At 47.8% G+C, this 14,265-nt stretch carries 11 protein-coding genes; 7 read left to right on the top strand and 4 right to left on the bottom strand.

Annotated features, from left to right (window positions below; genetic code table 11):
- Window positions 1–121: 121 nt before the first annotated feature.
- A complete protein-coding gene (locus CAG69_RS10705) occupies window positions 122–913 on the top strand; it encodes a PhzF family phenazine biosynthesis protein (protein ID WP_161444141.1) in 792 nt (263 codons plus the stop codon).
- A gap of 92 nt (window positions 914–1,005) precedes the next feature.
- Here the strand turns inward: CAG69_RS10705 and CAG69_RS10700 are convergent, their stop codons facing one another.
- Complete coding sequence (locus tag CAG69_RS10700; RefSeq protein ID WP_161444139.1) at window positions 1,006–2,034, bottom strand: lactonase family protein; 1,029 nt, start codon at window positions 2,032–2,034, stop codon at window positions 1,006–1,008.
- A gap of 405 nt (window positions 2,035–2,439) precedes the next feature.
- Here CAG69_RS10700 and CAG69_RS10695 point away from each other — a divergent pair, with 405 nt between their 5' ends.
- The 3 genes from CAG69_RS10695 to CAG69_RS10685 are packed head-to-tail and all read left to right on the top strand — an operon-like array spanning window position 2,440 to window position 5,415.
- The gene (locus CAG69_RS10695; RefSeq protein ID WP_161444137.1) at window positions 2,440–3,387 is read left to right on the top strand and encodes an HlyD family secretion protein; all 948 of its coding nucleotides are present in this window, start codon (window positions 2,440–2,442) and stop codon (window positions 3,385–3,387) included.
- A gap of 4 nt (window positions 3,388–3,391) precedes the next feature.
- Complete coding sequence (locus tag CAG69_RS10690) at window positions 3,392–4,318, top strand: ABC transporter ATP-binding protein (RefSeq protein ID WP_161444135.1); 927 nt, start codon at window positions 3,392–3,394, stop codon at window positions 4,316–4,318.
- Window positions 4,318–5,415: an ABC transporter permease gene (locus CAG69_RS10685; RefSeq protein ID WP_005498311.1), complete on the top strand. Its 1,098-nt coding sequence runs from the start codon at window positions 4,318–4,320 to the stop codon at window positions 5,413–5,415. The genes CAG69_RS10690 and CAG69_RS10685 overlap by 1 nt, the downstream gene beginning before the upstream one ends.
- A gap of 109 nt (window positions 5,416–5,524) precedes the next feature.
- Here the strand turns inward: CAG69_RS10685 and CAG69_RS10680 are convergent, their stop codons facing one another.
- The 3 genes from CAG69_RS10680 to fdhF form a co-directional block, all read right to left on the bottom strand.
- A complete protein-coding gene (locus CAG69_RS10680) occupies window positions 5,525–5,896 on the bottom strand; it encodes a hypothetical protein (RefSeq protein ID WP_005391248.1) in 372 nt (123 codons plus the stop codon).
- A 176-nt stretch (window positions 5,897–6,072) separates the two neighbouring features.
- The gene (locus tag CAG69_RS10675; RefSeq protein ID WP_161444133.1) at window positions 6,073–7,020 is read right to left on the bottom strand and encodes an endonuclease/exonuclease/phosphatase family protein; all 948 of its coding nucleotides are present in this window, start codon (window positions 7,018–7,020) and stop codon (window positions 6,073–6,075) included.
- Window positions 7,021–7,092: 72 nt separating this feature from the next.
- On the bottom strand, window positions 7,093–11,361 hold the full coding sequence (gene fdhF / locus CAG69_RS10670) for a formate dehydrogenase subunit alpha (RefSeq protein ID WP_161444131.1): 4,269 nt from the start codon (window positions 11,359–11,361) through the stop codon (window positions 7,093–7,095).
- Between the two features lie 243 nt (window positions 11,362–11,604).
- On the opposite strand from fdhF, the gene CAG69_RS10665 reads away from it, so the two are divergent.
- From CAG69_RS10665 to CAG69_RS10655, 3 genes are all read left to right on the top strand, one after another.
- Window positions 11,605–12,024 carry a hypothetical protein gene (locus tag CAG69_RS10665; RefSeq protein WP_005391253.1) on the top strand — a complete coding sequence of 140 codons (420 nt, stop codon included), beginning with the start codon at window positions 11,605–11,607 and terminating at the stop codon, window positions 12,022–12,024.
- A gap of 218 nt (window positions 12,025–12,242) precedes the next feature.
- Window positions 12,243–13,664, top strand: coding sequence for a TolC family protein (locus CAG69_RS10660; protein WP_065645755.1), 1,422 nt, complete (start codon window positions 12,243–12,245; stop codon window positions 13,662–13,664).
- A 102-nt stretch (window positions 13,665–13,766) separates the two neighbouring features.
- Window positions 13,767–14,265 (top strand): efflux RND transporter periplasmic adaptor subunit (locus tag CAG69_RS10655; protein ID WP_202600755.1); only part of this gene is annotated, 499 nt, incomplete at its 3' end.

Raw genomic sequence — 14,265 nt, 5'->3', positions numbered from 1 at the left:
GTATCACAAAATATAAAACCATCGTCTATTTTGATACTTTAAGATTCAAACATAAATTTCTTATTCTCTGAGTTGCATCTGGTTTATGCTAACCAACCGCTCAGAGAACAAGGAAGACAAAATGGAACTGGATATCTACGTCGTTGACGCATTTACAGACACGCAATTTAAAGGCAACTCAGCCGCAGTCGTACCCTTGCAAGAATGGTTAGAACCAGAGCGAATGCAAAACATTGCAGCGGAAAACAACCTCTCGGAAACCGCGTTTGTTAAAACGATTGGAACGAATCAATATGAAATACGCTGGTTTTCACCACTTACAGAAATCGACTTTTGTGGACACGCAACGCTCGCCGCTTCTATGGTGTTGTTCGACCAACTCGGCGTTACAGGAATTATTGAGTTTCACACATTAAAAGTGGGCACCTTAACCGTAATTAAGAACGCACTTGGCAAGATTGAAATGACATTTCCGACAAGAGTGCCACAGCCCGTCAGCGCCATTCCTACGCAATTAATTGAGGGATTAAACTGCGCAGTAACACACGTACTGCTTAGCCCACAAGCTTACTTCGTCATCGTGGAAGATGAGCAAACCGTTTTCGATGTTCAATATCGATCCGACCAACTGAAACAACTCGCGCCTTACGATGTCGTCGTCACATCAAAAGGCAGTCAGTACGACTTTGTATCTCGCTACTTTTGGCCAGCGAACGGCGGAGATGAAGACCCTGTCACAGGATCAATCCACGCAGGTTTAGCACCATTTTGGGCGCAAGAACTCGGTAAAGCATCTTTAGTGGCGTATCAAGCATCAGCGCGTGGTGGCGTTCTGTACTGCGAAGTCAAGGAGGATTGCGTCAATGTATCTGGTGATGGTGTGTTGTATATGAAAGGCAAAATTTACGTCTAACTGTACGTTGAGGATTGGCGTTAACTGTTTTTATCCTGAAAGCCTAGCCGCCCGCTAGGCTTTTCTATTTCCTGTTGTTTCAGCGTTAATCGTTACAAAGGTTGTTCGACAATACACACTGGAGAGCCTATCTCACAGTCATAACCCGTTGCAGTAATTTCCCCTGTTTGAGGATTGCGACGAAAGCTCACCACATTGTTGGAATGTTGATTGGCAACCAGCAACCACTTTTGATCATGAGACAACACAAAATCTCGTGGAAAAGCCCCTTCACAGTGAATGGCTGCTCGCCTTTTGGGCGTATCGCCAGACACATCAAACACACTGATTTTGTTCTGAGCTCGACAAGAGACATACAAGAACGTTTCATCTTGCGAAAGACGAATCGCCGCCGCCGCTTGCTGATTCTCTTCCCCTTCTAATAATTTTGTTTGATTCGAGATAAGCCATTTATCTTGGTGCTTAACCAACACCATCAAGGTTTCTGACAGTTCGCAAACCACATACGCTGTCGACTCTTGTTGGTTAAACACCACATGGCGCGGTCCCGAACCTGCGGGCAAATGAATCACTTGCGACAGTGAAAAATCCGGCTGCTGGGCATCGCAATCATAAATAAGGACGCTATCGCTGCCTAAGTCTACGACAACCAATTGATCACTGTGCTTTAAAAACGTGACTTGATGAGCATGAGGAGAAGTTTGGCGCTCTAAATTCGGCCCGCATCCATCAACGTATAAATCCGTCAACAAACCAAGCGGTTTACCATCGCGATCCAATTGAAATACGCTAACATTTCCAGAGCCATAATTAGCGACCGCCAACAACGGTTCTTTGATATCCAAATGACACGGATAATCGCCATTAATCGGCAAAGAGACGGATTCACTACCGCGAAAAAACGCGAGCTCTGCACCTTCATTTCTATCCATTTCGCTAAACGTATACAGCCCGTGTTCGGTGATCGTGAGATAGGACGGATTACGTTGAACTACAGCATCGTCAAGCCGAGTTAGTTCACCCGTTTCAGTGTTCAGCGCTACACGCGCGATGCCCGTGCTCGTACTCGGTGGGTTGGTGTAAGTGCCAATATAAAAATGCACGTGACCAGTTGTTGTCATGGATGGCCTTATATGAGTAATTCGTATTATTCAACACCTTGCCTATTGTCATGGCAGACCGCAATCCATTTTACGAATCAGCCACTTAAAATGTGAAGTGATTTCTAATTCAGAATCAAGTGACAACTTGCAGCCCCAACTAGCCTAGTGTTTATCGCAGGGCATTTAACTTTACTTATCAGGAAAACCTGACCTCGTTCAAGGTTTTTTCATTCCACCTCGCGACAAGCTTGTTCCAACGCTAAGCCTCTCTATTTAAAAAGAATCGCTTGTAGATAAAATGCTAAGCTCTAAAAAGAAATCGTTATGGATGGCAGTTAGCGACGGGTTGGCGGGCTCAATCAACACGCTCACGTTCGCAGGTTATCTATTCATGCATTACTTCTTCAAAGGAAGCACCGCACTATGAAGCGAATCATTTTTGGCACATTGGTTATTGCCCTTTTAAGCGCCTGTTCAAAAGATAACACGCATCAAGCGCTTGGCACCCTAGAGCATGACCGCGTAACGTTTACTGCCACATCTAATGAGATTATTAGAGCCCTTCCAGTCAAAGAAGGCAGCTTGGTCAGTGAAGGGGAAGTGTTGGTTCAGCTCGATACTAAGAATCAACAAGCAGTTCTTGCACACGCCGTTGCCGAGCAAGCCAAAGCGGGAGCGTATTTGCTTAAATTGACCAATGGTGAACGCCCAGAAGACATTGCTGCCGCATCGGCACGCGTAGCCCGAGCGGAAGCGCAGCTCACCGAAGCGCAGAAAAACTATCAACGCAAAGCAGAACTGGTGCGTAAAAAGCTCATCAGCCAATCCGAAAAAGATTCCGCTCTTGCGGCAAGGGACTCGGCGAGAGCCGAATTAGACTCAGCAAAAGAAGAGTTCAGTAAGCTCACCGCAGGTTCTCGCCTCGAAGACATCGAACAAGCTAAAGCCGCTTTAATGGCGGCAAAAGCCGAAGTGGCGTTGCAAGAGCAAAAGCTGGCAGAACTCACCATCACGGCTACGCGTGACGGTACGCTCGATAATTTGCCTTACAATCTTGGCGAACGCGTACCAGTAAACGGTGTGGTTGCCGTGATTCAAGCCAACCGCGTACCGTATGCGCGAGTGTATGTTCCTGCCGATTATCGAATCGGGTTTATTCCTGGGAAAACCGTGATGGTAAATGTCGATGGCCTTGAGAGTCCATTACAAGGCACCGTACGTTGGGTGGCTAGTGAGCCTTCATTCACGCCCTACTTCGCACTAACCGAAGAAGAACGTTCACGATTGATGTATCTCGCAGAAGTTGACTTACCTGAGTCTGCAAAAACGTTACCGTCAGGTGTGCCTGCCCAAGTAGATTTGGTGGAGTAAGCCAATGACCGAGTATGCAATTCAAGCTCAAAATGTGGTCAAAAAGTTCGGCGACTTTACTGCCATTAATAACATCACACTCAACGTGCCCAAAAGCAGCATTTACGGATTTTTGGGGCCAAATGGTTGTGGTAAGTCGACCACCATTCGTGTGCTCACCGGCCTTCTAAGCCCCAGCGAAGGCAGTGTGGATGTGCTTGGGTTAGAAATCCCAAAACAATCCGAACAACTGCGGCTCAAAATTGGCTACATGACACAAAAGTTCTCGTTGTACGACGACCTATCCGTTCAAGAAAACCTCGAATTTATTGGGCAAATTTTTGGTTTAAGCAGCAAGTCGCTGAAAGAGCGGATAGAAGAGCAGCTCACCACTTACGGGTTGGATCAATTGCGAAAACAGCGCGTAAGCGGCATGAGTGGTGGTCAAAAGCAACGCCTTTCACTCGCCGCCGCGACCATGCACAAACCCGAACTGCTATTTTTGGATGAGCCAACATCCGCCGTTGATCCCGAAAATCGACGCGATTTTTGGGAGCAGTTGTTCGACTTGTGCGATCAAGGTACGACGATTTTGGTCACCACGCATTACATGGACGAAGCGGAACGCTGCCACCGTCTGGCGATCATGGAATCGGGCGAAATTCGTGCCGATGGCGAACCCGAACAGTTAATGGAACAGATGGGCGTTAATATCATTGAGGTGAAAGCCGACAAACTTCGTGAACTCAAAGAAAAGCTGATTCAACGTGACGAAGTTCGCTCTGCGGCTCAATTGGGGATTCGTTTACGCATCCTTATCCACCAGCATGTCGAGCAGCCGATTGAGTGGTTAAAGCAGACGTTTCCCGAACTTCAAAACGCTGAAATGAACCACGCTCGCCCTAGCTTAGAAGATGTTTTTGTCAGCGTGACAGGGAAAGGCCGCCAATGATGAAACCTATCGCTCGCATGAAAGCCGTCATGATCAAAGAGATTCGCCAACTTTCCCGTGACCGAATCACATTTGGCATGGTGGTGATGATCCCGCTTATCCAGCTTTTGTTGTTCGGCTTTGCAATCAATACGGACATTCGCAACATTCCGGTAGGGGTTGTCGACCAAAGTGGCAGCACCGCCGGGCGGATCATTACCCAGTCCGTCAAAGTCACTCAAGTGGTGGATATCAAAGAAACCTATGCCACCGCGCAAGAGGCTGAACAAGCGATTCAAGATGGTATTGTGCGCGCCGTGCTGATTTTGCCAAGCGATCTCACACAACGCATGATGCAAGGTCGGGAGCTTGGGCAGTGGATTGTGGATGGGTCAGATACCATGATCAGCTCGGCAATATTGTCGTTGCAAACCATGCCATTGACCGATTTTGATTTCGAGATTCGCCCAGCGCCAAGCAAAACATTCGAAGTCGCACTCTACTACAACCCAAGTCGGCGTTCTGCGGTCAACATCGTACCCGGCTTACTCGGTGTGATTCTCACCATGACGATGATTTTGTTCACCAGTGCCGCGATTGTACGAGAACGTGAACGGGGAAATTTGGAGCTATTGATCACCACGCCCATCCACTCGATAGAGCTAATGGTAGCGAAAATCGTGCCGTATATCTTTGTCGGCTTAATTCAGGTTTTCATCATTCTAGGGTTGGGACATTGGATTTTCGGCGTACCGATTAACGGTGCAATCAGCCAAATTCTGTTTGGAACCTTGTTGTTTATCGCCGCCAGCTTAACTTTAGGATTAGTCATATCCACCATCGCCACAACACAGCTTCAAGCGATGCAAATGACGGTGTTCATTCTTCTGCCTTCGATTCTGCTGTCTGGATTTATGTTCCCTTACGAGGGCATGCCTGTCGCAGCACAGTGGATTTCAGAAGCCCTGCCCGCCACTCACTTTATGCGCATGATTCGAGGCATAGTGTTGCGAGGCGCAGATCTAATGGACTTATGGCGAGATACCCTTTGGTTGCTTGGGTTTACCGTATTTGGATTGGTCGTCGCGTCACTGAGGTTTAAGAAATCGCTCGATTAAAGTTGCCAATTTTTTCTCTTCCGCAGAAACAAAAATAGCCTCGACAATGAGGCTATTTTTGTTTGGATATTCAAATTTAGTTTTACCGGACTTAACTAAGCAACTCACCTTAATAATATTCGCCGTACGAGCAGTCTCGTAAGTCTGAAATACTGTAGTTTTTCAAAGAGTTGATTTTAAAGTTAAACACCACCTGTTTACAGACGACACCTTCACGATCAGTATAGGTAATAAAGCCTTCACTGTAAGCACGTTTGCCATCAGAAGACGTAACATCGGCCACGAGCTCTAAATGCCCTTTGTGCGCCTCTACGCGATTCATCATCTCAAACACATCCATCCACTCTTCGCGATTTGCCATTTGTATCAACATGGATTTGGCCTGTGTTTCCAACTGCTGCGGATACACGTAATAACGGTTGTAACCAAAGTATGCGCACATCAGTAATAAAACGAGTGCAAATGAGGTTGTTCTTGTCATGCAAGCTGCCTCTTGTTGTTATAAAAATCCTGCTTCGTTAGTTCAGTATAGGAAGCGAGCAAAGTTTAGGTCATGGAACTTGCTCAAATAACAGAGAACAGTCAGAGAGAGTCAATTCTATGACAAGCTCAGCACAGGTTTAACTTATGCAACACAACAAATTCTAAGGGCTTTAACTATGGAATATGCACACCGAGCTGGGTTGTCACCATGCGGTGATCTGAGCCTTGTGGTAAAGCAGACGATTCACGAGCGCAGATGATTCGCTGTCCTTGCTCAGATTTCAGCCACAAATGATCAATGCCTATCATCATCGGCTCTGGCACGTTGATGCCTTTGATGTTAGTTGGCCAGCTCGTCACTGGCGCGGTTTGAAAACTCGGGAACAGCGTAGAAAAACGAGGGCTAACCGAGGAGAGATTGAAATCCCCCACAACCAACACCTCTGGCTCGGGATAAAGCGCGGTCAGCGTTTCTATGGTTCGCACCAACGCATTTCTTTGATACCAAAGCTCGCTGGTTCTTGGCGACGGTGGATGAGCCGCAAACAAAGTGATCGGTGCTTGACCTTTAGGCAGCCAAACCGCTCTGATGACTTCTTGTCCATTTGGCGCACGATAAACCGAAGCTTCCGTGATCGGGTGTCGGCTAAGAATCATCAAATTTGATGGGTACCCTACGTCACGTTGGCCACCATAATAATGCGGATAGACATCATCCAACATGTGCAAAAGGCTGCCAACACGCGGCGTCAGCTCTTGCATCACCACCAAATCAGCAGGATGCCTCAACAGATAGTTGATGAACTGATTGATGTCCGAGTTTTCGTAAAAAAGATTGAATTGAATGACGCTCAACGAGTGCGAGCAAGACGCCACATGGCTGCGCTGCGACGGAACAAGTAACGAGACAAACAAAATAGCGACAAAGGCGGAAAATGCACTTTGCAACCATCGACGAGTGATGAAAAACGCCGATGCTAAAGCAACGTAAGTGAACACAATGAGGGCGGGAATCGAGGTAAGATTCTCCGCCCACCAAATATGTTCAATTTGCCTGACCGCCAGCCAAATAAGAGCGGGTAGAAGCAATATGATCCACTTAAAAACGCTCGGCACACGCACTGCTCGTTTCGCTATTACATATCATAAGCTTAAATGCAATTTCTCAACTCGCCAGTGCGTGAAGCGTTGATGTTAGACGTAGTGTACCGCCTCCTCGACAGGCTCTGGTTGAGCGGCCGTTTCACTGATTTCAATCTTCACCGCTGCGACTTTGAATTCAGGAATTTTCGCATGCGGGTCCGTTGCCGTAGTCGTCAATCGGTTAACTGGCGACTCAACGAAATGGAAAGGAATAAACACGACGCCTTTTTGCATTCGCTTGGTCACAAACGCATCAATTTCGATGCTGCCACGACGAGTCGACACTTTTAGGCGCTGACCATTATGGATACCAATTGCTTCAGCATCTTCAACGCTGATCATCGCTCTTGGCCCAGCAAGATTATCCAACCCTTTCGTTTTGCGTGTCATCGTACCGGTGTGGAACTGTTCTAGCACACGCCCTGTTGTAAGCACCAAAGGATACTCTTCATCAGGCAACTCAGCTGCATAGCGGAACGGCACGCCCACCATTTGCCCTTTCCCTCGGGTAAATTGGGTTTGGTGCATAATACGAGTACCGTTTGGATTGTTCTTGTTACTTGGCCATTGAACACCGTTCGGCGTGATCGCGTCCCAACGCAACCCAGCATATTGCGGCGTTACACGCGCGATCTCACTAGTGATTTCAGAAACACACTGGTAATGCCAATCGCTGCCCATCGCGTTTGCGATCGCTTGAATGATCCACCAATCTTCTTTCGCCTCACCCGGCGCTTTCACTGCCGCATTAACGCGCTGCACGCGTCGCTCAGTATTGGTGAAGTGACCGGATTTTTCCGCAAATGAACAAGAAGGCAATACCACATCGGCGTACTGCGCCGTCTCGGTGAGGAAGATGTCTTGCACGACCAATAAGTCGAGTGCTTCCAACCCTTCAATCACGTGTGCTTGGTTTGGATCGCTCAGTACTGGGTTTTCGCCCATGATGTACATCCCGCGAACTTCTCGTTTGCACGCCGCATCGATGATTTCCGTTAGGGTAAGCCCTTGCTCAGAAGGTAAGTTCGGCGCATCCCACTCAATCGCGAATTTCTGACGAACAATCGGGTTATACACTTTTTGATATCCCGGATAGCAGTTCGGCAAAGCGCCCATATCACACGCACCTTGTACGTTTGATTGACCACGCAGTGGGTTAATACCACCACCCTCAATACCGATGTTGCCACACAACAATTGCAGGTTTGCAATCGAACGAACGTTGTCGTGCCCTGTTGTATGCTGGGTAATACCCATTGAGTAATACACCGCAGTGCGTTTTGCCGTACCAATCATTCGCGCCATCGCGAAAATATCGTCCGCTTTTACGCCCGTAACTAACTCAACTTTGTCGAGGTTGTACGCTGGCGACATAACCTCTTGAAGCAAGGTATCAAAGCCGTCGACGCGCTCTTCGATGTATTCTTGATCGTACCAACCATTTTTGATGATTTGCTGCATCACGCCATTGAGCAACATAACATCCGTACCCGGTCGATGCGCTAAGTACAGCTCTGCATGTTCGGCCATGTCTACTCGTTTCGGATCTGCCACAATCAAGCGTGCCCCGTGATGACGAATCGCCTGTTTGATGTGCGAAGCGATGATCGGGTGCGCAGATGTGGTGTCAGAACCGATAATAAAGATCACATCGGAATGCTTAATGCTTGGAATGTCGTTGGTCATCGCACCACTCCCCAACGATGCTTCAAGCCCTGTCACACTTGATGCGTGACACAAACGTGCGCAGTGATCAACGTTGTTCGTACCAAGTTCACGACGGATGAATTTTTGAAACGCGTAGTTATCTTCGTTAGTGGTTTTCGCTGAAGAGAATCCGGCCAGTGCGTTGCTACCAAAATCTTGCTTGATGGTCGAAAGCTTCGAAGCCACTAGCTGAATCGCTTCGTCCCAACTCGCTGGCTGCAACCAACCATCTTTACGAATCAGTGGTGTCGTTAAACGCTCTTCGCTGCTAATGAAATCAAAACCAAAACGGCCTTTCACGCATAGCATACCTTGGTTAACTGGCGAATCCGCCCCTTTTACATAGCGGATTTTGTTTTGTTGCTCATCGACAAACATGGTCAACTTACAACCCACACCACAATAGGTACAAATGGTATCGACGGCTTTTAGATGTTCGGTTCTGCCTTGAGAGCGGTCACGGCTGTCCACCATCGCGCCCGTAGGACATGCCTGAACACACGCCCCACATTGCACGCATTTTGAATCGCCCATGAGCGTCAAACCGCTGCAACCTACGCCTTTTTCATCGGAGCGGAATCGTGGACGATCATCTGGTCTTAAAGCTGGTCGGCCATTTTTATCCGACACAAAACTCAACACACCATGTACCGCTTGCTCGCGGCATGCTTGAATACACTGACCACAACTGATGCAGCGGTTAGCATCAAATTCAATGAACTCAGAACTGCGGTCTACTTCGTATTTATGACGAAGATCTTTCGCACGTAAATCGAGCCAATCTTGATGACCAATCACGTTAGCAGAGGAAACGTCCACGGAAACATCGAAATGTTGCTCAGCATGATATTCCGTTGAGTAATCTCGCAAGGCACAGTCGGTGTTCGCTTGACAACCACACTCTAAGCAGCGCGCCGCTTCTTTCATGGCCTCTTCGTTATCAAAGCCCAGCTCCACTTCAGCAAAACTCTGCTCACGCTGCGCTGGGGTCAACTCTGGCATGATTGAACGAGCAACTTTTTGGATATTTTCGAAATGAAGTGGGTCAACCTGCGCCAGTTTTTTCTCTTTACGAGAGTTGAACGCTGGTTTCGGCATGTCCGCCATATCGCCATTGAGGAACAGATCAATCGCTTTTGCCGCAACTCGCCCATCTCCCACTGCTTCAACCGCTGTTGCAGGACCACGACGAAAATCACCGATACTGAAGATATTGCCCGTACCCGTGTGCATGGTTTGCGAGTCGGACTCAGATGTGTTCCAACGCGTTAGAGGAATGGAGAGCTCATCGTTTGCTAAGAAGCTGAGATCCGGCTTTTGCGATACCGCTGCAATCACGGTATCAAATGCTTCAGTAAAGAACTCACCCGTTGGTTTCGGACTACGACGACCAGACGCATCTGGCTCACCTAACGCCATTCGTTCTAATCGAATTGCCTTCACGCGGCCGTTTTCATCCGCGATGTTTTGCGCCGGATTCGTTAAGAAATGGAACTTCACACCCTCATGTTCAGCTTCGACGATTTCGTAGTCTTCGGCTGGCATTTCGTCACGAGTTCGACGATAGATCAAAGTGGTATCGGCACCCGCACGACGCGCCGTACGCGCACAGTCGATCGCAGTGTTACCACCACCAATCACGGCAACTTTTTTGCCCGTAACGTAGTTTTGCTCTGTAACGTAATCTTTCAGGTAATCAACACCGAGGTAGCAACCGTCCAACTCGCTACCAGGATAATTCATTTCTACCGCTTGAGACGCCCCCACAGCCAAACAGACAGCATCGTAGTCTTCACTCAATTGCGACAGCGTGAAATCAACCCCAAGCTTTTTGTTGGTTTCAACTTGCATGCCGTTGCGGCACATCAGTTCGATTTCTTTGTCTAGAATGTCTTTGGGTAGGCGATATTCAGGAATGCCGTAGCGTAGCCAACCGCCTGCTTTTGGCATGGACTCAAATACGGTGACGTCATAACCTTCATTCGACAAGTAATAACCTGCCGTTAAGCCACCGGGGCCACTACCAACAACGGCGATCTTGCGATGCTTCGCTGGTTTTTTCTCTGGGACATACGCTTCATGCGCCGCTAAATCTGCGTCTGCGGCATGGCGTTTGAGTTGGCGAATGGCAATCGGCTCATCCACCAAAGAACGGCGACACTCACTTTCGCAGAATGCCGGACACACACGCCCAATCGATAACGGCATTGGTAGTGTGCGTTTAATAACTTCAATCGCTTTTTGATGATCGTTTTGCGAGATATGGTAGAGATAAGATTGGATGTCTACCCCAGCAGGACACGCCGTTTTGCATGGAGCTTCACAGTCTGCGTAGTGGTCCGTCATGATTCGGTTGAGCGCTTTTCTGCGGTGCTCACTCAGTTGTTCTGATTGTGTGACGACATTGAGACCGCGGTACACTTTGAGATCACAGGCGCGCTTAGTTCCGCCACTTTCCACTTCGACCACACACAAATCACACGGAATTTTCTCGTTACTTTTGTTCATTCCGCACAGTGAAGGGATTTCGACCCCGCACACTTTGGCTGCTTCCAGAAGGGTTAGCCCCTCTTCTACAATTCTATATTTTCCATCGATGACAATTTCTATCATACAACCCCCGAAGCAGGCACACTAAACCTTACATTCTATAAGGATAAACCCTACCATGGAAAGTTCGTGTGACAAAAAACTCACTAGCGAGATATTTCTTAGCGATTAATATGTCCAATTGACTTTAAGATTTAGAACTCATTATCTCGAAGGGGGTCGGTATAATCCTTGACTTTACCCCTAGGGTAACCTTTATTATTTAGTGGTTACTCGATATATAAGCTCATTTTGACTGGAAACCGTATGCGTCTGAAATCATTGCATACAATTTGGCTAACGTTATGTACAACGCTGATACTGCTGGTATCTAGCGTGGTAAATAGTGCGCCTTTAATGAGCCTAAAAATGATGTCGAGTGATGCCATGATGTCTGCTCACATGACGGAAATGGCAAGCGAGAACGATCACTGCGGCTCCCCGAGTATGAGCATGGAGATGGCCTCATCGTTGAGCTCCGACTCTGCAGAGATTACCATGAGCTGTGTTGATGGCTCCGGTATGATCCACAATTGCTGTACAGCATCTTGCTCATTCGTTTTTGTCCCATTACCAGTCACTGACAGCCAGCTCTCCCCATTGGCTTGTCGCGCATCCATTGCCTCAGAAATTACCGCACCAGTGGTACAAGTCACCCATGATTTGTATCGGCCTCCGATAGTTTAATCCATACAAAGCATTCGACCCTGCATCGCTTTGCAGGCAGTTTCTTTGCGCCCAACTGATAGCGTGCTCACCTCAGCTATTCGCTCGTAACTCCATTTGTTACCTGCTATTTAGCGATAAAAAAGTGCGTCATCCGTTTGGCAAATACCAACGCTCTCCCGCTCGGTTCAATCGATCCCGAAACGCAAAAGAGCTTGGTATCAATTTGGATGTAAATTATGGAATTCAACCCAAATCGCTTAGTGGCACCAGTATGCTCACTGGCTCTGGTTGCCCTACCTGCTTTCAATGTGGTGGCACAATCGCCAGCCAATACGAAAGCACAACAAGAAGCGCAAGCTCAATCAATCCACGCTCAGTCAACCAATGAGCTAGCAAACCTCATTAGCGTTGCGTTGAGTAACGATGGCAACCGTAAGCAGTTCTATGCTCAATCGGAAGCAATGCGTGAAACAGGCGTAGCCAGCGCAACCTTGATGGACCCGAAATTGAAAGTCGGCTTTGGTGGTTTGCCTGTCGATAGCTTCAAATTTGACGAGGATCCGATGACCAATATCTCCGTCGGTTTGATGCAACAGTTCGAACGTGGCTCGACGCTCAATCTTCAACAAAAGAAAGCCAATCAACAAGCCGATGGTTTGTCGTTGCAAGTTCACGCACGGGAGCTTGAAGTGGCAAACAGCATGACTCAGCTTTGGTTGGAGCTGGGCTATCAGCAGAAAGCAGAGCAAATTTTGCTAGAAAACCGTCGGCTCATGACGGAAATGGAAAACTTCATTCAAACCAATTACTCAATCGGCAAAAGCGAAGCGCAAGATTTACTGAATGCACAGCTTCAAGTGAGTAAGTTGGATGAAAAGCTGCAAGCCAACGCACAAATGCAGCGCCGTTTGGTCTCGCAACTCTCAGAATGGTTGGGCTCGGACTGGCTCAATACCTATACCCAAAACGGACGCTCAACACTTCAAGCCAGCAACACACTGACTTGGGCGTCATTAAACCAAAAGTTGTCTGCAAATAACGAAACGACCAAGCACTACCAACAGTTGAGTGAGCACCCGATGGTGAAAATGGCAGACGTAAGTATTTCTGCCAATGAAACTCAAGTGGACATTGCAGAGCAAGCTTACACGCCTCAATTCGGTGTGGAAGTGATGTACGCCTATCGTCAAGCCAACAATATGAAAGGCGAACCTGCATCGGATTTGGTGAGCGCGTATCTAACAATGGACATTCCCCTGTTCACTGGCAATCGCCAAGACCGCAACTTAGCCGCCGCTCAGTATCAAGTGGGTGCTGCTCGCTCACAAAAAGATACGTTACTGACTCAGATGAACGCGAAGGTCAACACATTGCTGGTTGATCGCGCCAACTTGAGTCAGCGTTTAGAGCGTTATCAATCCACCTTACTTCCCCAAGTTCAAGCTCGTATTCACGCGGTAGAAAGGGGTTATCAAAACAACACCGCACAGTTTAACGACGTGATCATGGCAAGCACAGACGAGCTGGCGCTAAAGCTCGAACAGCAACGTCTTATTACCGATTTAAACATCGTAAACAGCAACTTAGCGGCTTTATTGGGTGGTTTCGAATATCAAGTATCCGCACCCAACATCACGACTGAAGCAAGCGCGAACTAAAACAAAACATGAGAGAACCCAAGTTTGGGGACGATGGCGAATGCACACCAATAAACAATCAACATCGCTGTCATGCCTCATGGGGAAAATAAGGAATTAGGAATGAGTTCAAATTCAATCAAGATAGCAACCATCGCTCTGCTTGTTGGCGGGGCACTAGGGTTTGGCGTTAATCAGTACCTATCTGGTGCAAACCACGACATGAGTGGCTCAGGAGCTAACGCTGCAAGCAGCTCAAACGAGCCACTCTATTGGGTTGCTCCAATGGATCCAAATTATAAGCGCGACAAACCGGGCAAATCGCCAATGGGCATGGACTTGATCCCAGTGTACGCTGAAGATCTCGCGGGTGAACAAGACAAACCCGGCACGGTAAAAATTGACCCATCAGTTGAAAACAACTTAGGTGTAAAAACTGCTCAAGTCTCTTTAGAGCAACTTTCACCTCGGATTGAAACTGTCGGCTATATCGCGTTTGACGAAAGTCATTTGTGGCAAACCAACGTTCGCGTGGCCGGCTGGGTTGAAAAGCTTTACATCAATGCCGTGGGTGAAAAGGTCAAAAAAGGCGATGTGCTGTTCACGCTGTACTCGCCTGAGC

This window comes from Vibrio sp. V43_P6S15P86 (assembly GCF_009904725.1).
GTDB lineage: Bacteria > Pseudomonadota > Gammaproteobacteria > Enterobacterales > Vibrionaceae > Vibrio > Vibrio diabolicus.
The sequence above is the reverse complement of the archived record's forward strand: the minus strand, read 5'-3'. Positions and strand labels throughout refer to the sequence as shown.